This window comes from Aliivibrio logei (assembly GCF_001691055.1).
GTDB lineage: Bacteria > Pseudomonadota > Gammaproteobacteria > Enterobacterales > Vibrionaceae > Aliivibrio > Aliivibrio salmonicida.
The window spans coordinates 64,572-84,772 of the sequence record NZ_MAJU01000026.1 but is presented as its reverse complement, the minus strand read 5'-3'; the positions used below and the strand labels follow the sequence as shown (position 1 = coordinate 84,772).

Genomic DNA, 20,201 nt, shown 5'->3' with positions numbered 1-20,201 from the left:
CTAATATCAGAGTGCAAAGAAGTACAAAAGTTTACCTTAAGCTTAGATCTCTGTATCCTTTATCTCTTCGTTTATACCATATAAAGAAAGAGAGACAGCATGTCTGAAGTTAAATTAGAAACAGTTGAGCAAAGAGCAAGCTACGGTATTGGTCTACAAATGGGCCAACAACTTGCACAATCTGGTCTTGAAGGCCTAAACGTTGCAGCGATCGCTAAAGGCATCGCAACTTCACTAACTGGCGACATGCCAGAAATCGAAGTTGACGCAATCAACGAAGCACTTCAAGCGCTTCACATGCGTGCTGAAGAAACTCGTGCTGAAGCATCTAAAGCAGCAGCTGCTGACGGCGAAACGTTCCTAGCGGACAACGCACTACGTTCAGAAGTTACTGTACTTGAGTCTGGTCTTCAATATGAAGTACTAACTGAAGGTACTGGTGAAATTCCAACTTCTGATAAAACAGTACGTGTTCACTACCACGGTATGCTAACTGACGGTTCTGTATTCGACAGTTCTGTAGAACGCGGCCAACCTGCTGAATTCCCAGTAACTGGCGTTATCGCTGGTTGGGTTGAAGCTCTTCAACTAATGCCTGTAGGATCTAAGTGGAAGCTTTCTATCCCACAAGACCTAGCATACGGTGAACGTGGCGCTGGCGCTGCAATTCCTCCATATGCAGCACTAGTATTTGAAGTAGAACTACTAGACATTCTTTAATCTTTCTCAAAAAAGATTAAAAATAAAATAAGAAAGCGATGCCTATGGGCATCGCTTTTTTTTATGTCATACTCTAACGGTATGTTACGAAAACAAAACCATAATGTTAAAAGGAAATGACAATGAAAAAAACTCTTATTTTATCGACTTTAGCGATTACTCTTACTGCTGCTGCACCGGCTAATGCCTTCTTATCTAGCTTATTTGGTGGTGGAGATGATGAAGCAAAAACAGAACAAGCAGCCGCTTCAAACCCTCTTGTTGGTATGTTGACAGATAACTTAGGTATTTCTGCCGATCAAGCAGCTGGTGGTGCAGGTGCATTATTAGCAATGGCAGGTAATGGTTTATCAAGCTCTGAAAGCTCAGAACTAAATAGTATGGTTCCTGGCCTTGAGTCTCTAACTGGTGCTATCCCTGGTGGACTAGGCGGTATGATTTCAAACATGGACAGTGTTAAAACTGCATTTTCTGCTCTAGGTCTAGATCCTGCACTTATTTCAAAATTCACCCCATTAATTACTCAATACCTAACATCACAAGACGCAAGCTCAGGCCTGCTTGATTCTCTGACTTCATTATGGAAATAATTTCTTTTTAAGAGAAATAAAAAAAGACAGTGAATAATCGCTGTCTTTTTATTTTTATCGACGATAGAAAGAAAAATTAAATTCCAGAGCCTTCCGCTTCTGCATCATCTTCATGTAACCCACACTCTCTCTTTAATCCAAAAAATCGAGTGTCTTCTTCTTTCATTCCCGGTTCCCACTTCTGAGTTGTATGTGTATCACCAACAGACAGATATCCTTCGTCTCTTAATGGATGATAAGGTAATCCTTTCTCTTCCAAATAATAGTGCACCTCTTTATTACTCCAATCGATAACCGGTAGAAATTTAAATACCCCATTTTGAATACTTAAAATAGGTAAATGTGAACGAGAACTTGATTGATCACGACGTAATCCCGAGAACCAAACACCCACTTGAAGTTGATCTAATGCTCTTCGCATCGGCTGAACTTTATTTAAACGGTTATAATGTTTAAGTCCATCGACGCCCTGCTCCCATAACTTTCCGTAACGTGCTTCTTGCCACATGGGAGTTTCATCTGCTGTAAATACTTGTAAATTCAAGTTCAGACGTTCCGTCAATGTATCAATAAATTGGTACGTTTCAGGAAAAAGATACCCAGTGTCCGTTAAAATTACAGGCGTATCAGACTTAACATCCGTGACTAATTGCAACATTACCGCGGCCTGAATTCCAAAGCTTGAAGAAACTGCAGGTTTACCTTCTAGATTATCTAAAGCCCAAGAAACTCGCTCTTGAGCCGTCAGTTTTTCAAGCTCGGTATTAATTTCAGCTAAGCGTAAAATTTGCTCGACTTTATTTAATGACAGCAGCTCTGACAGTTGCAATTTAGGCATAAAAGTCCCTTTTTGATACTTTCACTTCATCCACAATTCCGGCTCGAATGGTAAAATCACCAAAGCCTTCATTCTCTTGACGCTCAGTTGCCCAACGACCAACCAATTCATCAATCTCTGATAAGATTTGACGATCCGTTATATTTTCTTTGTACATTTTAGGAACACGAGTACCACTGCGATTACCGCCTAAATGGAAATTATAACGACCCGGTGCTTTACCAATTAAACCAATCTCAGCAAGCATTGCTCGACCACATCCATTAGGACATCCCGTCACTCGGAAAATAATATTATCCTCTTCTGGCAAATTATGTTTTTTCAGTACGCCTTCAATCTCTGTGACAAATTCAGGAAGGAAACGTTCTGCTTCTGCCATCGCTAATGGACAAGTAGGAAAAGCCACACACGCCATTGAGTTTTTACGTTGTTCTGAATGCCCATCATCAATTAAGCCATGCTCTCGAGCAATTTGCTCTATCTGATCTTTTTGCTCAGCAGGTACGCCAGCAACAATTAAGTTTTGATTGGCTGTCATTCTAAAATCACCTTGGTGGATCTTAGCAATCTCAGCAACACCGGTTTTTAATGGCTTACCCGGGTAGTCTAATAAACGACCATTTTCGATAAATAATGCAAGATGGTGCTTACCATCAATGCCATCTACCCAACCAATTCGATCACCACGTTCTGTTAGCTCATAAGGACGGCTTGCTTCAAATTGAATACCAGCACGCTTTTCGACTTCCGCTTTAAAGACATCAACACCAACACGATCTAACGTGTATTTTGTTTTTGCATTTTTACGATTTGAACGGTTACCCCAATCACGCTGAGTGGTTACCACTGCCGCCGCCACTTCTAATGTTTTTTCTAGTGGCACAAAACCAAAATCATCCGCTCGACGAGGGTACGTTGCCGTATCACCATGCGTCATCGCAAGGCCACCACCAACCAATACATTAAAACCAACTAATTTTCCGTTATCTGCAATGGCAATGAAATTCAAATCATTAGCATGAACATCTACATCATTTTGTGGTGGAATAACGACGGTAGTTTTAAATTTACGAGGAAGATAATTACTGCCTAAAATAGGTTCTTCATCTGTGGTTTCTAATTTTTCACCATCTAACCAAATCTCTGCATACGCACGAGTTTTTGGTAATAAATGTTCACTGATTTTTTTCGCCCATTCATACGCTTCTTGATGTAATTCCGATTCCACCGGATTGGTCGTACACAATACGTTTCGATTTACATCACCCGCAGTTGCAATCGAATCAATGCCAATGCTATTCAATGTTTGATGCATTAATTTAATGTTTGGCTTTAATACACCATGAAACTGAAAGGTTTGACGTGTAGTTAAACGTAAACTGCCATACGACGTATTTTCTTCAGCAAATTTATCAATCGCTAACCACTGTTTTGGCGTAATTATTCCACCCGGCATACGCGCACGAAGCATTACGTTATGCAGAGGTTCTAATTTCTGTTTTGCACGCTCTGCTCTAATATCTCGGTCATCTTGCTGATACATGCCGTGAAAGCGGATCAATTGAAAATTATCGTTGGTAAAACCGCCCGTAATGCGATCCTGAAGATCCTCAACGATCGTACCTCGAAGGTTTTTGCTTTCACGCTTTAGACGCTCGTTATCCGCTAATGGGCCAAGTTCTGTGCCTGATAAGATTGTTTTTACTGCAATTTGTTCGCTCATTAGTACACATCCCTTTGGTAACGTTTCGCCTTACGCAGATCATTTACAAATTGCTCTGCTTCTTCTCTATTCTTTTTACCTTGCTGCTCGACAATCGTAATTAACGCTTCATGCACATCTTTCGCCATGCGAGTAGCATCACCACAGACATAAATATAAGCGCCATCTTGCAGCCACTGCCACACTTGGATTGAATGTTCTAAAATACGATGTTGAACATAGACTTTTTCTTGTTGATCACGGCTGAAGGCTACATCTAATTGATTTACAACGCCTGATTTCAGGTATTTCTGCCATTCAACTTGATATAAGAAGTCTTGCGTAAAGGTTCTATCACCAAAGAATAACCAGTTTTTACCTTTTGCATCACGGTTGTCACGTTCTTGAACAAACGCACGGAAAGGGGCGATACCCGTACCAGGACCAATCATGATGACTGGCACGTTATCATCTTGAGGAAGTTTAAAATTATTATTGTGTTCAATAAACACGTTCACTTCAGCGCCTTCTTCTAGACGATGAGATAAAAAGCTAGAGGCACCACCGAATCGAGTTTCATCCCCCAGTTGATATTCAACCACACCGACAGTCAGGTGAACTTCTTCATCCACTTCACTCTGGCTTGAAGCAATAGAATATAAACGAGGCGTTAGACGGCGAAGTAAACCCACTAGTTGCTCTGCCGTTAATTTGGTTTTCTTTTCTGATAACAGATCAATAACTTGAGTATTGCCAGCGTATTGACGTAACTTATCTTTGTCTTGAACTAACTTCTCTAACTTTTTACTGCCTGATAGCTCTGAAAACTTGCTGACTTGCTGTGGATTTGCTGATGTGATTTCATATTTTTCAATTAAGGCTTTTTGAAGAGATATTGATTCACCATCTACTTCAATGTGTTCTTCCCCAGTTAATCCAACTTGTTTTAAAACAGCGGTGACTAACTCTAGGCTATTTTCAAACCACACACCTAATGCATCACCTGGCTGATAAGTTAATCCTGAATCTTCAAGATCAATTTCGATATGACGAACGTCTTTACCTGAATCTCGACCTGTTATTTTTTGGCTTGCTAATAACGTTGCCGTATAAGGGTTTTGTTTTGAATATTGCGAAGCAGAGTGCGCCGCTTGACCAACAGGTAATTGCACTACCTGTCCATTTTTAGACTCATTATCTGTTGATAAGGTTTCTTTTACTTTCTCTAACGCTTGTTTACGCCACTCAACGGCAGAAGCTTCATAATCAACATCCAGATCAATACGATCAATAAATGCGGTTGCTCCTTTTTTGGCTAGAAAGCCATCAAAATCTTTCCCGGTTTGGCAAAAAAATTCATAGCTTGAATCCCCTAAACCAATCACACCATAGTGTAATTTATCTAGCTTAGGTGCTTTTTTCGATTGTAAAAATTCATGCAGCTCAATGGCATTATCAGGGGCTTCTCCCTCACCATTAGTAGATGCAACAATAATAACGTGCGTTTCTTTAGCGAGGTTTTTGCCTTTATAATCACTCGCATCAAATAATTCAACACGAATGCCAATCGCTGACGCTTCTGCTTTTAATGCTTCAGCGACACCTTTTGCATTACCTGTTTGTGAGGCATAAATAATTGATAATTTACTAACAGGCTCACTTGATACCGCCACGGCGGCTTGGTTTGCTGGTTGTGTGGCACCAGATGTTTGGCTTACACCCCAAAGATAACCACTTACCCAAGCAAGTTGTTGTGGAGATAATTCTGAAGCGGCTAGCTGTAATTGACCTATTTGTTGATCATTAAGTGGACTAGCGAGTGCGGAGAGTTCCTTTAATAACATGACGACATCCCTATTCATTGCGTCATGTTAGATTAGCGACTCTTTCCTATAACAAGAAAGAATAGATAAGAATGTTTTATAACTTTTTGGAAGAAAGAAATGTTTGCTTTGTCTTTATTTGTTCATTATAAGCACTAATCATTAATCCTGACTTGATTGAATCCAACGGCTAATGCGCTTTTTGACGCCGATTCTAAATCCCTGTATTTCAGCTCTCCTCCCTTCATATCCGTAAGTAAAACAAGGCCTCCGTGGACATGGCGAAATTCTACAATCCAAGTATCTTCTACCATCGCTGATTCAATTACGGCCTCAACCAGTTGGTCTTCTTGGTACATCAATTTTAATTCACTTAATGTCGTCATCACTGCATCCTTAACAAATATGAATATCATAGTTATATCCATTCTATAAGCATGGTCAATAAACCTAGATTGAGCAAATTTTAAATAAAAAAATAGCGACTCAGTTTCCTGCGCCGCTATTCTTAATAATTTTTGTTATCTTTGATTAGAAATCAAATGACAAACCGCCGAACCAGCCATCTACCATGACGTTTGCTTGGTCGCTATCAAAACCTTCAAAGTAACCAAACTCATGATCCATAACTCGATAACCCAGCTTGAATTCAACATCAACGGTTTCGTCAACAGGAAGAATGTACTTAACCCCTGCTTGACCATCCATTGTTCGAGTATCACTGCTGCTACCAAAATCATACTGACCAAAAATATGGAAGTTTGTATTTGGAATATGCATAGACGCATCCGCGTACATGTTCATCGCCGTTTCACTAAAGCTTTGATCTGCTGGTTGAGAAGGGTCTTTAGAAACAGAGCCACCTTTATTGAATTCACCATTGGCAAATTGCGTTAAGGTCAAACCTACATCAAACTGAAGACCGTTAGTGTCTAATAATTTATAGTAACCCGTATAATCGATTTGATCATATTCAAAACGATCTGCTTTCACAGGGGTATAACGTACTTTTACATTTGGTAAAATTGGGTATGGATGTTCAAATGCAATAGAAAACGCTTGTGATGCATCAACATCATTATCACGAACGGCATTATCTTTAGAGCCAACCTTTCCATCAGGGAACCACGCATCAATAGCAATTTTAGTCGTAAACTCCTTCTCTGCTGAATGTGCAGGTACTGCCAATACTAAGGCAACAGAAGCAACAACAGTGGTGAGGGATAATTTGTTCATGCGTAGTCTCCATTTGCGACGCTATTTGGTTCATCTGCGGTCATAATAAACGATTTGGTTTATTTATGTACTCTTCTTTTTCTTTCTATATAAAACTTATCAGCTCAATATCAAAAGCTTACACATCAAGTTCGGCTGGAATTTTAGCAAGAGCGGCTTGAACCACTTCAATACCTGAGCCTGGTTTGTGTGCATTTTCACTGATGTAACGTCGCCATTGTCTTGCACCTGGCATACTTTGAAATAACCCAAGCATGTGACGAGTAATGTGGCCTAAATGAGCCCCATTCTCCAATTGACGCTCAATATACGGATACATTGATTCAACAATTTCACGGCGTTTTTTAATTGGTTTATCGCTACCAAACAACTGTTGATCAACTTCCGCTAATAAGTATGGGCTTTGATACGCTTCGCGACCAATCATTACACCATCTAAATGCGCTAAATGTTTTTTTGCTTCTTCAAGTGTTTTAATTCCACCATTCACAGCAATAATCAGTTGAGGGAAATCTTTCTTAATTTGATACGCTCGAGGGTAATCAAGCGGTGGGATCTCACGGTTTTCTTTAGGGCTTAATCCACTCAGCCACGCTTTACGCGCATGGATGGTAAATTGGTCACAACCGCCTTTTTCATGGACCGTTGATACGAATTTAGTTAAAAACTCATAGCTATCTTGATCATCAATACCTATGCGTGTTTTAACCGTCACTGGAATATCGACAACCGCTTTCATTTCAGCAATACATTCAGCCACTAATTCTGGATCGGCCATCAAACAAGCACCGAAACGACCGTTTTGAACACGATCTGATGGACAACCTACATTCAAGTTTATTTCATCATAACCACGATCTGCCGCTAATTTCGCACAATGTGCTAAATCTTTCGCGTTTGAGCCCCCTAATTGCAGTGCTAATGGATGCTCTTCTTCATTGTAAGCGAGGAAATCACCTTTCCCATGAATAATGGCACCCGTCGTGATCATCTCGGAATATAAAAGAGCATGCTCTGATAATTGTCGATGAAAATAGCGGCAATGGCGGTCAGTCCAATCAAGCATAGGGGCAACGGAAAAGCGTTGTAGTGGGTATTTAGTGGTGTTCTCAGGGTTTGACACAATTTAGCCTTAAAAAAATACTGTACAAATACACAGTGAATAACCTAGAATTTCTTTGAATTTCTTTAACTAGTACCCCTTGAGTACCCCTTTCAGGAGTAGGACAAATGGCAAGCTATACAGTAGAAACACGAAAACTTCAAAACGGTGAATCTCGATTCAAAGTAACCATTATAGTTAAAAAGAATTCCGCAATTATACACAGAGAAAGCCGAACTTTTAAAAAGAAATCTCTCGCTAAATCATTTGGTATCAAACAAGTTGCAGAGATTGAAGCTAACGGACTAAAAAAGAACCTAAAAACAAGCACGTTAGCCGTTCTTTTAGACCTTTTTATCAATGATAGGGATTTATGGGATAACACAGGAAGAACTAAGCAATTTGTAATAAAAATGCTTAGAGATTGCGATATAGCTAAAATTAACAGTCACGAACTCCAAACAAGTAATCTAATTGAGCATTGCCGAAACCGAAAAGGAACAGGCACAAAGCCCGCAACAATTTACCATGATATGGCTTACCTTCGCTCTGTAATGAAGAAATCTAAACCTGTTTTTAATATTGAATCTAATTACATTATTTTTGATGAAGCAATCCCTATTCTGATTGATATGAACCTAATAGGAAAAAGCCAGAAAAGAACAAGGCGACCAACTGAAAACGAATTAGAACAATTAAAAAAAGGACTTCTTCAACGTCAAAGTTATCGGGAGAACGGAAAGACACGGATTCCATACATTGATATTTTAGATTTTAGTATTCTGACATGTATGCGTATTGGTGAGGTGTGTTCTTTACGTTGGGACGACTTAAATCATGATCACAAAACCATACTAGTTAGAAACAGAAAAGACCCTCGAAAAAAAGAAGGCAATCACATGATTGTTCCTCTCTTAGCAGGTTCATTTGATATTGTTCTACGCCAGAACCAAAACAATGATTTAATTTTTCCTTATAACTCAAGAAGTGTGAGCGCAGGTTTTCAGCGAGTTAGGAATGACTTAAATATAGAAGATTTACGCTATCACGATTTAAGGCGTGAAGGTGCAAGTCGGTTGTTCGAGAAAGGATATTCAATAGAAGAAGTAGCTCAAGTGACAGGCCATCGAAACTTAAATATTTTGTGGCAAGTTTATACTCAACTGTTTCCACATAAGCTGCATGATAAAGAGAAATAAATTATAATACAACTAGATATAAGTCGCATTTTTTTAAAATAAAACAAACTGATATTGAATGCTAGCGCCCAATACCAATACAATTAAAGCGGTTATTTATCGCATTAATTATGGAGAAAAAAAATGCCTCGATTTATTGTAAATAAAAATGCTCAAAACAATGGTGACCATGAAGTCCATAACGCAACTACTGGATGTTCACATATGCCATTAGTTGAAAATCAAGTAGCTGCAGGGACTCATACAACCTGTGCGGGAGCGGTTTCCGAAGTAAGAAGAAACAACCCTACATTAAGAATTAACGGGTGTTATTATTGCTGCAATACTTGCCATACAAGTTAATTTAAACACTTGAAATAAACCTACTCTAAAATAAGTAGGTTTATTCTCCCCCCATAACTACTCCTTATTTTCTAAAATAATTTCGATAATGGTCAGTCGCTTATCTAACTTCCAAAGTAAAACAACAAGCGCAATAACTGAGGGGGATAATCCCATTTGAGTGAGTGAGGTGAAGAATGCGATCAATTCCATTTATACCGCTCCCTTTTTTGATAACCAGTGTTCAACCGCTACACGCAGCATTCGCCTAAACCCAAACGTATCAATGTAAATCATCCCTAATGCATACCAATAATATTCAGGTACGCTTTCCAGTGCTGAAAATCCTTGTTGTACGTAGTGGGAAAACTCAGGAACGAACGATAAGAAAAGCGGAAGGGTGGTAAGTAATAGTAAATATTCATCTTTCCATCCTCGGGTCTCAATACTCAACTTATCAAGCATGGCCGCGTTATTATCTCCGCTTTCAATGCGTTTGATTTTTGCGACGGTGACCGCTTCTTGTATCTTATCTTTTCGCTTTTTCTCATTGGCTTTAATGGCTTGCTTCTCTTTAAAAAAAGAAGTGATAGGCGACACGATTGCGGTTAAAAAGGATAAAACACTCATCATAGTGCTACCCCTTTAATTCAATGTGTGGACCATCTACTAAGCTAGACCAATCACCGCCCCATGTAATGGGAATATCTAACTCTTTCGCTGCTTGCTTGAACGCGTCCGCAATCGCTTCGTAATATTCCATTTTCCACGTACCTTTGCTGTTTTCATCAAAGGCCATAAAGTCGATAGCTAACCCGTCTTGATGCTTACTGCGTTTCTTTATTCCGTCACAATTACTGGCTTTAGGGTAAAGGGCTTGCTGCTCTTTGAGGGTTCGAGTACCGCAAGTGATAGCAAAGTCATACGGTGATAGCTCAAGCGCACGACGAACAACCCGTTTTAAGTCGTTATGAACGCCTAACATTTTCGTTTCACTTCGAGCGGATAACGCCCAACCACTGACCGTGTTATTTATGGTTTTTTTATTCATCAGATACACCCCCAACGTCATTAAAAGGAGCGATATTTTTAAGACGTTGCTCATCATGTAATTGCTCCCGTTTATCTTCTTTGGTGTCAGTATCAAGGCTGCTATGAGGTTTAATCCCTCTAATCATTCTGCACCTCTTCAAGCACTCGAACGATTGCCCCGTCAACCGCATAGGCATAAATGGCCGCTTCGGTTTCTATCGTCATGGACTCACCACTTGGTAGGTAAATACCATTTTCATTAGTGACATTATCGCCCCCGATATACACGTCTTTATCGGTTTGCAATAACGCTCGTTTACGGCCTGCTCTCGAATTTAACAGCGTCTTGATTACTGCATTTTCTAGTGTTATCGCTTGAGTCATCAGCGCATTACTGACATTCACAGTAACGCGCTGATTATTAAGAACGCTTTCAAGCTCATTCAGATTGTTAACGCTAAACTCACTTGGAAAGTTATTAATGTTTAACGGCTCATCATCTAAGCTCACTAGGACGGTTTTTTCTACATGAGAAATCACGACAGGCGTGAGTATTTCATTCACATTTACTGAGCCATTAATCGACACTTCGTCAGATTGCGCATTAATCGCAACGTCAGTAAGTTGATATTCAATCGTGGTTGCACTGCTATGATGATTTTTAAATATCACCGTTGTGCATCCCTCAATTAAAACAACGTCATTCTTTTTAATTTCAATCGGCTCAAGTGTGTCTAATTGAACGCTGATACTGTTTGAAGCGTCACGCATCAATAAATATTTAGCCGCACCAGTACGAGTGATTTCACCGACTTGTAGCGTCTCTCTTACTATGTTCTGCATTATCGACGCCCCATAACCAAAAGAAGAATGAGCACCAACACAACGCCAACGGCACCAATCACCAAAAACTTACTGTTCATGATGTCACTGGCTCCCTCTGTGTTTTTACTCGCGTTTACTGAATTGGCAAAACTGAGTGCCGCCTCGTTGGATTCATTCAGTGCGTTTAATGCATCCGAGCCAAACCCAAACGCTTCATTCAGTGCCGTATCCCCAAATTCAAACGCATTCTCTATTGCACCGTGGTCGGTTTGGATAAGCTCAATGTCACCCTTGTTACCACTTAATAAAATGCCACTGTTATCACCACCAACACCGACCGAATTACTTTCATTACTGGTGTTTGTGGTTGTACTATTGGCCGTATCACTCTGAGTTTTACCACCCATAAAAACCTCTTAAAAAATTATTCTAACGACGTGCTCATTGTTGTGTGTAATGGCAATGGTTTTTGCGTTCTCATTTAACTTTCGTTTGATAAAACGCTCTGCACCAGGTCTAAAAAAGTGCGCTCGAATGGACGATAAATTCAATGCTTTCGCGTGTTCAATCGCGGCCTTTGTTCCGGTCATCATGTCACCTTGAAGGGCAACGACCGCAAGCTCTGAGGTATCGTGTTCAATACGCAACATTAGATAGGTGTCATCGATTCGATAACAGTGGGCTTGACTGAGTAAACATTCTTGATACGCCCCCCATACATAACCATTCAAGGCCGTTTCGATATGGGGGAACGCAGTAAAGAAACTTACTTTTTGAAGAAGAACCACAATACCGCGAGTCCAATAGCCACAATCGCCCATGAGGGTACGCCGTTGTTACTGCCGAAATTATACGTCCCACCTGTAAACCCACTGTTCGCGGTGTTGGTGCTGTTTGTGGTCGTGTAAATATCACCACTCGCGCCACCAGTCACACCACCTGCGGGCATTCCGCCCCCTGCGAGTCCTGCTAACTCTTCCATCACGTACCCTTAAAGAACAAATTTATAAGCAAAGAAAAGACAAGCCAAAATAATGATCCACGTCGTCGCTTTTTGAGTGGCGGTGTAGGCGCCATAGCCCAACCCTAAACCACCTGCACCAATTAAAAACGGAATAGCTAAAGGCATTATTTACCCCTTTTCAAGATAAGAACGAGAATAAGAACAAGCAATAATCCACCCACGCCATACGCCCAAACAGGAATAACGGCCCCTTGATTTACTGGTGGGGTGTACGTGTTGCCCGTGTCGTTTGCGTTTGGCTTTTGTGTTGAAGTGTTATTGCCCGTATTGGTTGTCCAATCGTTATAAATACCGCCTGCGGTGTCACTAACATCACTCACCACATCCGCAATCGATTCCCACCAATTAGCCATGATTAACCGCCTTTAACTAATAGCTCTGGTTTTTCACAATCAAGATACTCAATGTATACGTCGATAGTGCCCGTCGTTCTTGTCACTTCTAAGGTGAAAATTAATTGCTTTTCACGCACGGTCGGGAACATTTCAAGCTGAATGTAGCCACGTTGAACAAAGTCCAAATGAGTCCAACCGTCTTGCCATTGCTTGCCGTTTCGAGTTGCTCGAAATCGTTCTAAAAAACAATCTGTGTTGTAGGCTTCATCGTCGTCACGCTTAATATCAATTCGACGAATATGACCATTTTCAAAGTGCATACGACGAACGGTACGGTTTGGCACGTTAGGTAAACTAGAGAATTGATTTGTGCCATTTGATGGCGTCGGAATATTTGCCACTTCCAAACGAGGTAAATAAATACGTTGCGCTCGTGGTAGGCCAATTAATGGATGAGCTGATAAGTATGCGGATTCTGGATCGCCTTCTTCTCGCTTGGCAATACTGACTTCTAAATCTAAGCTTTCACCAATTTGAGTGACTAACCCTGTCAGGTTTTGTCCATCTTTGAGGCGCATCGATAAATCAGCAAAAGGGATCACATAAACATAACCCACTTTTTCAGTCTCAAGCTCTTGAGCAAGCCCTTTGTATTTATCAAGCATGTCAAAAATACGCATTGGCGCATCATAGAAAACCTTACCATTTAAGCGAATTTTCACACTTAAACGCTCGGCCGGAACGTTAGAGCTTAAGAAGATATAATCGTACGTATCACCACAAGGCAGAGATAATGAGGCTTTGCCGTTAAATCTCACACCATCAAAACTGGTCACACTAATAGGGCGAACCCCTGAATATTTATACGTCATTAAAACCACCCCGTTTTGCCATTCACCGTGTCTTTCACACTGGTTAATGCGCTTGTGTTATTAATAAGGGCAATGAGAGAAATAGTAAGTACAGCGGTTACCGCCATAGGAACCATTGTTGCCTTGTTGAATTTCATTGATGTCGCTCCACACGCTATATAATAGGAGTATTTACAGTGGAGGAAAAAAGAGGGAGTGAACAGGAGGAGGAACCTATAGGTTAGACTTTTAACCTATAGGTTTAACAAGGGCATATTTACTGCTTTGAGCAATCAAAGGACGACTTTTTCACGTTTCCTATGCCGTTTTTTATTAAAAGGTATTCGGCAATCGGCTTGCCTAACTTGATTTTATTGGCTTTGGCGGATTTTAAGGAGGTTAACAGGCTTATCTCAATCCCTTTGGCGTTTGAGATGTATTCTGCATCCTTCACACTGGCTAAAGCCCCAACCCACCAAGTATCCGACTGACTTACCACCGTTTTAGGTACTTCTTGTGTTCGTTGAAATACGGTATGTACGACAATGCCAAATTGACGACCACCGCGAAGCAGCTCACCTGCTTTTCCTTTGAGCTTTCCTGCGGTTTCCACACATGAGGCCAATTCCTCTATCACTGCATGAAAGGGCGCTCGACGACCATCACCAAGCGACCAGATAACCATACAAAAGAACTCTAACTCTTCATTGCTTGCTGACTCTGGAATGTACGCAATTTTAAAGGCTGCACTTTTTTTTCTAGCACTAAAGAGGGCATGAATAAACGCTTTCTTTTGAGTGTGTCGAAAGGCCGTTACTTTTTGGCCTTTGAATTTACTCCCTGCGTAATTCTCATAAGGATCAAAAAAAGCCACTTGAGCGCCTTTTTTGGGGATGGTGTCCATCAACTTAACCGCCGTTGTTTTACCGCTGCCCGTAGTCCCGATGTAAACCACATGTTCAGCGTCCAATGCCGAATTGGAATTAATCGGATTCGGTAGCTTAATGCTTGGTTTGCTTTTTGGCTTGTTCAAGCTCGGCCTCCTTTTGGCGAACGACGTCCATGCGTTTTTCTTGCTCGGCCGCGTTCAGCTCGGCTATTTTTTCTTTTTTAAGTTTGCCCAGCTGCATCCAACTGGTGAAAGCAAGGCCACCAAATGCAACGGCAAACATGATCTCTTCTTTGTATTTATCAAACCACCCAAGCCAAGACAGGCCGTATTTATCAATCAGTGGTTCAAGTGACTCAAGAACGCTTTGCTTTGCCCCTTCTTCGTATTTAAATTCAAGACCCGTAACGCCACTGATTAAACTTTCAGAGACAACAAAACCGACCTCAACCATACCGACGGCCGCTTTGGTGTCCGCTTTGCTTGATGGTTCAACCGCGTCACTTTCATCAACACTGTCTTCATTGTCACTGATGTCTAACTTCGAAAGGGCATCGTCAAACGCGGCACCATCAAAATCTGAAAACTCATCGTCAACACTTTCAATATCATTAATATCTACGTCTTCATTAGTTAGATTGCTCATTGTTTTCTCCTTTAGGAAATAGATTGATTAATGCAAAGATAAGAACAAGCGCGGCCACGCCACCGAACCACAGCCAAGCGTTAGTAAACTTGGTTTGCTCTGGTGTGTCGGTAACGGTTTGAACCGTTTCAATGTCGGTTTTAATAACGGGTTTAGGCTCTACCTTCTCAACAGGTAAAACCTTATCGTCACTGGCTTCAATAGGGGGTAACTGGTTTACGTCATCCACTAACGCGGCCGCAATGCGTTCTTGTGAATTCTTAGGTTGAGAGGTGCCACACTTAGGGCACACAAAGTAATAACGGCCTGTATTGCGTAGGTTCTTTGGTGGCTCACCAGATTCTAATAATTTCGCTTCACCCATGATGTGAACGGTGGAAGGCTCACCGCAACTAAAACAGCGAATGTAACCATGTTTCGGGTTTTTACTGCTCATCGCTTACCCCTTTTAATAATGTGTTACTTAAAACTTCTCGAAAGGTCGCGGTGAGTTCTTGGTATTCAACACCAAGCGTTTGTATTTTTTGCATGTGAAGCATTGCGGTCGCGCTGCTTGCGAGTGTTTTAATTTCAAGTTCAACAACCGCAGAGCGTTGAACTTTTTCAAATAATTCTTGTTTTGTCATTGTTTGCCCCTGTCTCTCGACGTTAGCGATATGATTATAAAGTGCCCCTGTCTCACGACGTTGGCGGTATATTTTAAAATGTCCCTGTCTCTCGACGCTGACGAAAGTTAAGCCGCTATTCCTTCTAAATAGTTCGCTTTGATGGTTTGCCAGTGATTAACCTCATCATCGCTGATGTCGGTTATATGTGGCGGATTGTCCAGAACGCTACGCCAGTAAGCGCGCTTTTCTAGAAAATATTGATAATGTTTTTGGTATTCCTTATTTGCTTCTTCTTTTATGTCGCTGCAATCCACATCACGGGACACCATAGACCAACCGCGAGCACCTGCCGCCCAATACAGAAACTTATCCATTCGTTCGGCCGCTTGCTCACCATCAAAGGTAAGAGAAAAATGGTTTTCACTGGAGGCGAACATTTGCGGTGTTTTCATTTGTTGGTTAATGGATTTAGTCGCGTGCTCTAATCGAATAATACGACCTTGCAGCTTATTTAATTCTGTCTCTGGTTTATTGGCTTTATGAGCAATGGCTTTTGCTGCGATAGTTTGGGCTTTTTGTTTACCGATACGAGAAAGGGATCGTTTCAATGGTTTTTTCCATTGCTCTAATCGATAGCCTAATTCTTTAATAACAGCGGTGATATTATCAGCCTCAAATGTCGCAAGAGTTTCCCATGCAGGGGCACGCGAGCATCGTGCGATACCGTAACGATTGCCTTCAATTTGCCCTTGGTCTGCATTTTCACCTTTCACCGCATAACCAATCGCTTTAATCAAATAACTGCTTGCCGCCTTTGGGTGCTTGATGCGTTCAATGTGTGCCATACCATGCCCCCATAAACTTTCTAAACGTTTTGCCCAATCTGCAAAGTATTTAGGTTCAACTGTCCATTGCATAATGAGATGAACGTGAGGGTTTGGCTCTCCATCATCATTCGCAGGGCATTCAGCAACCCACAAAAAATGAAAATCCGCTTTTTCTCTATCGGGTCCAAACATCGACGGCTTTGCTTTGTAGTGCCCTGAAACCATTTCACCGTCATTTGTTTTCCAACCGCGTTGATACATTTTTTTAGCGCCACTCAGAAATCGTGACACTTCTTTGCCCATGGTGGTCTTAATGGTTTTTATTACTTTAAACGGTTGCTTTGGTAGTAGGGTGAAGGGACCATCATTTCCATAAACGATTTGACCAATATCACGCACAAACTCAACAGGCGTATACATTCCTTCGTCGTCGGTTCCTTTCCAAAGGCCACCAAAAATAGCAAGGCGTTGCGCTTCGTTGTAGGTCAATGTGATGAAGGTTGAAAACCCTTCGTGACATTGAGCAACGTAGGCACCAGATTCAAACACTTTACTCACAGAACGAGGTGTTAATTTTTCAGTAAAGCGAGTCCCCGTGTTTGCATCGGGTGCGCTGCTCGATGGGGTTTGCGTGACCAATTGAGCGCGATATTGTCCCGACCAATCGCGTTTTTGAATTTGCAGCGAGACAGGCGATAGATTCAATTCAAAAGGCGGTGTTTTCTCATGCTTTAGGGCTAAAACACGCGCCTTGGATTGCTCTGTGGTTGCATACATCGATTCAAAGTTGTCGTGTGCTTCCAAGCTATCAATCTCAACCTTTCGCCCAATAGGGTTAGCGAGAGTGCGCAACGCTGACTGAATTTTGGTTAATTTTAACGGGTTTTTCGCGTGGCCGATTTTTGCGCCCTTGGACAAGCCTATGTCTTTCTGCGCAAGCGCAGCCGCTTCGCGGTTGTGTTTAGTCGCTAAATAATGCAGTTGCTCTTCACGTCGGTGTTTTAGGTTCTCACTTTCAGCCCATTGCTGAAAATTAGAACCTAAAAAACCCGCTTCATAGCAGGCATTGGCTTCTTTAACTTCGTTGAGAGGCCGAATTGCTCCGGCCACATGGTATAAGGTTTCGGTTTTCATAATGTCACCAGTGACTATTGTTATAAACGCTCTAAAGAGACGTACTTTCCGCTTGAGGTATCGCGCAACGTGTTAAAGCTAAGGTGGCGATAATCACAACAAGCGGTTGCTAATAATTGAAACTCGGATTCTCTATCGCTTGGTATCCAAAGCGTTACTTTCTTTAATCCTTCGGCTTTCTTCTTTGCTTCGTATTTAGCATTTCGGCTCATGGTTTATACCTCCCAACTGTCTAAACACCTTGAGTTAGTACATACATAATTCAGAGGTCTAGCTTGTGGTTTTACCTTCTTAGTAAAACCGTATTTACTGCGTAGTTTCTTGATGATTGAGCGTGAGTTAACTCGACGCTCATGACTTGGTTCTTTCATCCCTTCCATTGTTGGACAGGGTGCGTGAATAGGATCTAAATACGCCATATTTATTCCTCATGGTTTTCTACTTAGGTAAATCAGGCCACTGACTACCAGAATTCATAATGTTGTAGATAGCTGCCTTGTTTTCTTCTTCATCAAGAGAGTCAGCATAAAAACCCCAGTAACGCTTTACGTGTTCAGCTTTACCATTTAAGCCAGTATCTAAACACTGAACAAACGCAAAGCCACGCCCGTGAGTTCGGGCAAAGTGGAGTTGACATTTAGGGTGCTGACTGTCGAACATTAAGTTATTTTTAGTTTGTACTTTCATTGTTCATGCCTCCAAACTTTCAAGTAACTCGATTGATTCTTCTAATTGAACTAATACAGCAGAAAGATAGTTATCTTCTTGTGGGTCATTGGATGGGATCATTTGATTTTCAATCACACGATGCAAAAGCTTTGCTTCGCTTGAGTGTGAAAAATCGATGTTGATTGCGTGAATTGATGTATTCATGGTTATTCCCTCAAATTAGTGAACGTTAACGTTTTCCCACTCTTCACGAGCAAATTGATATTGTTTGTCAATGTAAGCACCTAAATCTTCAACTTTAACGAATGTAGGGCTTCTCTCTGAATCCCTTAATTTAAAAGTAGGAAAAGGCAAATCACATGCTTTGGCTTTCTGCTCTGCTGTTTTTGCTGTTATCCCTAAAAATTCTTGGCTTATGTCTTTCAGCTCAATAGTCGAACTACCAAAGCGAGCTAATAATGCAAATTGCGTATTCATGATTCACCTATGCTATTCTGAAACGATTAAGAGCAACTCTAAGTGGTTCCAATCGCGTTCACCTAAAGAAGAACCATTATTGACCACTTTAAAATAATTGCAACTACTTTTGAACCACAAGGAACCACTAATGAACATCGTAGACGAACAACTTAAAGAGTTAAAAGAGCTAACGAATACATCAAAGAACGTAGATTTAGCAATGGTTTTAGGGACAACAGCTTCTACAATTCAGACATGGAGAAAGCGAGGAAAAATACCTGATGATATTTTTATAAAAGCGAGACATATATCACAAAACGGGACATTGCCGACTCCAAAAGGAATGGTTTCTTTGACCTATTACGACGTTGAAGCAAGCGCTGGACATGGGTCATTAGTCGAAGTTGAAGTTGCAACAGAGATAAATTTTGCAGAAGTATTTTTACGAGATGAGTTAGGCGTAAATCCTAAAGAAGTCTTTGCAATGAAAGTGAAAGGCGAATCGATGTACCCTACCCTGAAAGATGGGGCTAGAGTCATAATTAAACGAGTAGATGAATTTGCAGGCGATGGGATTTATGTATTTAGAGTTAACGGTCAAGTAATGATCAAACGTCTACAATTCCAACCAACAAAAATTACGTTTGTCAGTGACAACGACCATTTTTATAAACCGTGGGAATTAACTCATTTAGAAATCAAAAATATTGATTTTCAGATATTGGGGCAGGCAGTTTGGGGCGGTGGCAAATTATAATAACTCCAGAAACTAAAAAGCCTCCAAACTAGGAGGCTTTTTTTTATGCTATTAACTGCTTATCAGTAGAGCAATTTTGCCCTCTCACATTTCGCTCTATAATTACACTATCAAGCATAATATTTTCAATATATTTAATTCGTTCATATATTGACGCTATAAATTTTATAACGAGTAAAAATGGAGATAAGTACAATATAAACATCAACGAATTCATTGCTAATGCATTCTGTAATACTCGACCAACATCTTGAAATATTTCAAGTGGCATCTCATCGTTAGCATTCTCAAGAAGTGAATGAAACTTCTTTCTTGAATCTTCATGCTCTTTCGAAGGTTGCTCCATAAGCACTGTTATGCGGACAAAATTTGAAAAAGTTAGCATGTGTAAACGATTTAGTGAACGATTAATCCCTGTATCAATTTCTTTAAATGCACGAAGAGTTTTCTTATCACTAACATCTTGCACTTCTATCAATCTAGCTCTCAACTTATCTCTTAATACGAACAATTCATCTCGTGAAGATTGTCTAAAACTAGGTAAAATAATAACTTGATACACGTAATGTACGATACATATTATAAATAATATAACGCCTACATATTGCATAATA

General features: G+C 40.7%; 33 protein-coding genes. 4 read left to right on the top strand and 29 right to left on the bottom strand.

Translation table 11 applies throughout. The annotated features are described in order from the left end of the window. Positions 1-99 precede the first annotated feature (99 nt). Positions 100-720, top strand: coding sequence for a BamJ family beta-barrel-assembly machinery protein (gene bamJ / locus A6E04_RS17870; RefSeq protein WP_012549231.1), 621 nt, complete (start codon positions 100-102; stop codon positions 718-720). 122 nt (positions 721-842) lie between these two features. Beyond that, positions 843-1,310: a DUF2780 domain-containing protein gene (locus A6E04_RS17865; protein WP_023604021.1), complete on the top strand. Its 468-nt coding sequence runs from the start codon at positions 843-845 to the stop codon at positions 1,308-1,310. Positions 1,311-1,386: 76 nt separating this feature from the next. On the opposite strand, the gene A6E04_RS17860 is transcribed toward A6E04_RS17865, so the two are convergent. The 6 genes from A6E04_RS17860 to dusA all read right to left on the bottom strand — a co-directional run bounded on the left by A6E04_RS17860 (position 1,387) and on the right by dusA (position 8,032). Continuing rightward, positions 1,387-2,148, bottom strand: a complete 762-nt coding sequence (locus tag A6E04_RS17860; RefSeq protein WP_017021493.1) for a phosphoadenylyl-sulfate reductase — start codon at positions 2,146-2,148, stop codon at positions 1,387-1,389. Then, positions 2,141-3,871 (bottom strand): assimilatory sulfite reductase (NADPH) hemoprotein subunit, encoded by a 1,731-nt coding sequence (gene cysI / locus A6E04_RS17855; RefSeq protein ID WP_023604020.1) that lies wholly within the window; start codon positions 3,869-3,871, stop codon positions 2,141-2,143. The genes A6E04_RS17860 and cysI overlap by 8 nt, the downstream gene beginning before the upstream one ends. Then, positions 3,871-5,694: an assimilatory sulfite reductase (NADPH) flavoprotein subunit gene (locus A6E04_RS17850; protein WP_065612005.1), complete on the bottom strand. Its 1,824-nt coding sequence runs from the start codon at positions 5,692-5,694 to the stop codon at positions 3,871-3,873. The genes cysI and A6E04_RS17850 overlap by 1 nt, the downstream gene beginning before the upstream one ends. Positions 5,695-5,828: 134 nt before the next feature. Next, the gene (locus A6E04_RS17845) at positions 5,829-6,059 is read right to left on the bottom strand and encodes a hypothetical protein (protein ID WP_035470606.1); all 231 of its coding nucleotides are present in this window, start codon (positions 6,057-6,059) and stop codon (positions 5,829-5,831) included. A gap of 145 nt (positions 6,060-6,204) precedes the next feature. Further along, the gene (locus A6E04_RS17840) at positions 6,205-6,909 is read right to left on the bottom strand and encodes a TIGR04219 family outer membrane beta-barrel protein (protein WP_017021496.1); all 705 of its coding nucleotides are present in this window, start codon (positions 6,907-6,909) and stop codon (positions 6,205-6,207) included. Positions 6,910-7,027: 118 nt separating this feature from the next. Beyond that, positions 7,028-8,032 carry a tRNA dihydrouridine(20/20a) synthase DusA gene (gene dusA / locus A6E04_RS17835; protein WP_023604017.1) on the bottom strand — a complete coding sequence of 335 codons (1,005 nt, stop codon included), beginning with the start codon at positions 8,030-8,032 and terminating at the stop codon, positions 7,028-7,030. Between the two features lie 107 nt (positions 8,033-8,139). Here dusA and A6E04_RS17830 point away from each other — a divergent pair, with 107 nt between their 5' ends. Then, positions 8,140-9,210: a site-specific integrase gene (locus A6E04_RS17830; RefSeq protein WP_065612004.1), complete on the top strand. Its 1,071-nt coding sequence runs from the start codon at positions 8,140-8,142 to the stop codon at positions 9,208-9,210. Positions 9,211-9,609: 399 nt separating this feature from the next. Here A6E04_RS17830 and A6E04_RS21595 read toward each other — a convergent pair whose 3' ends face one another. The 22 genes from A6E04_RS21595 to A6E04_RS17745 form a co-directional block, all read right to left on the bottom strand. Further along, entirely contained in the window at positions 9,610-9,744 is a 135-nt protein-coding gene (locus tag A6E04_RS21595) for a hypothetical protein (protein WP_280513416.1), read from the bottom strand. Continuing rightward, positions 9,745-10,164, bottom strand: coding sequence for a hypothetical protein (locus A6E04_RS17825; protein WP_244886291.1), 420 nt, complete (start codon positions 10,162-10,164; stop codon positions 9,745-9,747). It lies immediately after the preceding gene. Positions 10,165-10,168: 4 nt separating this feature from the next. Then, complete coding sequence (locus tag A6E04_RS17820) at positions 10,169-10,582, bottom strand: M15 family metallopeptidase (RefSeq protein ID WP_065612003.1); 414 nt, start codon at positions 10,580-10,582, stop codon at positions 10,169-10,171. Beyond that, a complete protein-coding gene (locus A6E04_RS21590) occupies positions 10,575-10,709 on the bottom strand; it encodes a hypothetical protein (RefSeq protein ID WP_280513415.1) in 135 nt (44 codons plus the stop codon). Before A6E04_RS21590 ends, A6E04_RS17820 begins: the two co-directional genes overlap by 8 nt. Further along, entirely contained in the window at positions 10,702-11,406 is a 705-nt protein-coding gene (locus A6E04_RS17815; protein WP_065612002.1) for a hypothetical protein, read from the bottom strand. The genes A6E04_RS21590 and A6E04_RS17815 overlap by 8 nt, the downstream gene beginning before the upstream one ends. Continuing rightward, a complete protein-coding gene (locus tag A6E04_RS17810) occupies positions 11,406-11,795 on the bottom strand; it encodes a hypothetical protein (protein ID WP_065612001.1) in 390 nt (129 codons plus the stop codon). The genes A6E04_RS17815 and A6E04_RS17810 overlap by 1 nt, the downstream gene beginning before the upstream one ends. 9 nt (positions 11,796-11,804) lie before the next feature. Continuing rightward, positions 11,805-12,209, bottom strand: a complete 405-nt coding sequence (locus tag A6E04_RS17805) for a hypothetical protein (RefSeq protein WP_139078864.1) — start codon at positions 12,207-12,209, stop codon at positions 11,805-11,807. Further along, on the bottom strand, positions 12,155-12,370 hold the full coding sequence (locus A6E04_RS17800) for a hypothetical protein (RefSeq protein WP_244886290.1): 216 nt from the start codon (positions 12,368-12,370) through the stop codon (positions 12,155-12,157). The genes A6E04_RS17805 and A6E04_RS17800 overlap by 55 nt, the downstream gene beginning before the upstream one ends. A gap of 9 nt (positions 12,371-12,379) precedes the next feature. Next, positions 12,380-12,517: a hypothetical protein gene (locus A6E04_RS21370; protein WP_155643887.1), complete on the bottom strand. Its 138-nt coding sequence runs from the start codon at positions 12,515-12,517 to the stop codon at positions 12,380-12,382. Continuing rightward, a complete protein-coding gene (locus A6E04_RS17795; protein WP_060993903.1) occupies positions 12,517-12,765 on the bottom strand; it encodes a hypothetical protein in 249 nt (82 codons plus the stop codon). Before A6E04_RS17795 ends, A6E04_RS21370 begins: the two co-directional genes overlap by 1 nt. Before the next feature lie 2 nt (positions 12,766-12,767). Further along, a complete protein-coding gene (locus tag A6E04_RS17790) occupies positions 12,768-13,619 on the bottom strand; it encodes a major capsid protein P2 (RefSeq protein WP_060993904.1) in 852 nt (283 codons plus the stop codon). Further along, complete coding sequence (locus tag A6E04_RS21365) at positions 13,619-13,756, bottom strand: hypothetical protein (protein WP_172795371.1); 138 nt, start codon at positions 13,754-13,756, stop codon at positions 13,619-13,621. Before A6E04_RS21365 ends, A6E04_RS17790 begins: the two co-directional genes overlap by 1 nt. 119 nt (positions 13,757-13,875) lie before the next feature. Further along, positions 13,876-14,631, bottom strand: a complete 756-nt coding sequence (locus A6E04_RS17785) for a P-loop NTPase family protein (protein ID WP_065611998.1) — start codon at positions 14,629-14,631, stop codon at positions 13,876-13,878. Continuing rightward, on the bottom strand, positions 14,600-15,133 hold the full coding sequence (locus A6E04_RS17780; protein ID WP_060993906.1) for a hypothetical protein: 534 nt from the start codon (positions 15,131-15,133) through the stop codon (positions 14,600-14,602). The genes A6E04_RS17785 and A6E04_RS17780 overlap by 32 nt, the downstream gene beginning before the upstream one ends. After that, the gene (locus A6E04_RS17775; RefSeq protein WP_065611997.1) at positions 15,117-15,569 is read right to left on the bottom strand and encodes a hypothetical protein; all 453 of its coding nucleotides are present in this window, start codon (positions 15,567-15,569) and stop codon (positions 15,117-15,119) included. Before A6E04_RS17775 ends, A6E04_RS17780 begins: the two co-directional genes overlap by 17 nt. Further along, positions 15,559-15,759 (bottom strand): hypothetical protein, encoded by a 201-nt coding sequence (locus A6E04_RS17770; RefSeq protein WP_060993908.1) that lies wholly within the window; start codon positions 15,757-15,759, stop codon positions 15,559-15,561. Before A6E04_RS17770 ends, A6E04_RS17775 begins: the two co-directional genes overlap by 11 nt. A 107-nt stretch (positions 15,760-15,866) precedes the next feature. Further along, positions 15,867-17,702 carry a hypothetical protein gene (locus A6E04_RS17765; protein WP_065611996.1) on the bottom strand — a complete coding sequence of 612 codons (1,836 nt, stop codon included), beginning with the start codon at positions 17,700-17,702 and terminating at the stop codon, positions 15,867-15,869. Positions 17,703-17,722: 20 nt separating this feature from the next. Beyond that, positions 17,723-17,914, bottom strand: coding sequence for a hypothetical protein (locus A6E04_RS17760; RefSeq protein ID WP_060993910.1), 192 nt, complete (start codon positions 17,912-17,914; stop codon positions 17,723-17,725). Between the two features lie 3 nt (positions 17,915-17,917). Beyond that, positions 17,918-18,121: a hypothetical protein gene (locus A6E04_RS21000; protein ID WP_083199078.1), complete on the bottom strand. Its 204-nt coding sequence runs from the start codon at positions 18,119-18,121 to the stop codon at positions 17,918-17,920. A gap of 19 nt (positions 18,122-18,140) precedes the next feature. Further along, positions 18,141-18,389: a hypothetical protein gene (locus A6E04_RS17755; protein WP_065611995.1), complete on the bottom strand. Its 249-nt coding sequence runs from the start codon at positions 18,387-18,389 to the stop codon at positions 18,141-18,143. Between the two features lie 3 nt (positions 18,390-18,392). Beyond that, positions 18,393-18,575, bottom strand: coding sequence for a hypothetical protein (locus A6E04_RS17750; protein ID WP_065611994.1), 183 nt, complete (start codon positions 18,573-18,575; stop codon positions 18,393-18,395). A gap of 15 nt (positions 18,576-18,590) precedes the next feature. Next, positions 18,591-18,848 (bottom strand): pyocin activator PrtN family protein, encoded by a 258-nt coding sequence (locus tag A6E04_RS17745; RefSeq protein WP_065611993.1) that lies wholly within the window; start codon positions 18,846-18,848, stop codon positions 18,591-18,593. 130 nt (positions 18,849-18,978) lie between these two features. Between A6E04_RS17745 and A6E04_RS17740 the strand changes: the two genes are divergently transcribed. Continuing rightward, complete coding sequence (locus tag A6E04_RS17740) at positions 18,979-19,587, top strand: S24 family peptidase (protein ID WP_065611992.1); 609 nt, start codon at positions 18,979-18,981, stop codon at positions 19,585-19,587. 43 nt (positions 19,588-19,630) lie between these two features. Here A6E04_RS17740 and A6E04_RS17735 read toward each other — a convergent pair whose 3' ends face one another. After that, entirely contained in the window at positions 19,631-20,197 is a 567-nt protein-coding gene (locus A6E04_RS17735; RefSeq protein WP_065611991.1) for a hypothetical protein, read from the bottom strand. Between the last annotated feature and the right edge of the window lie 4 nt (positions 20,198-20,201).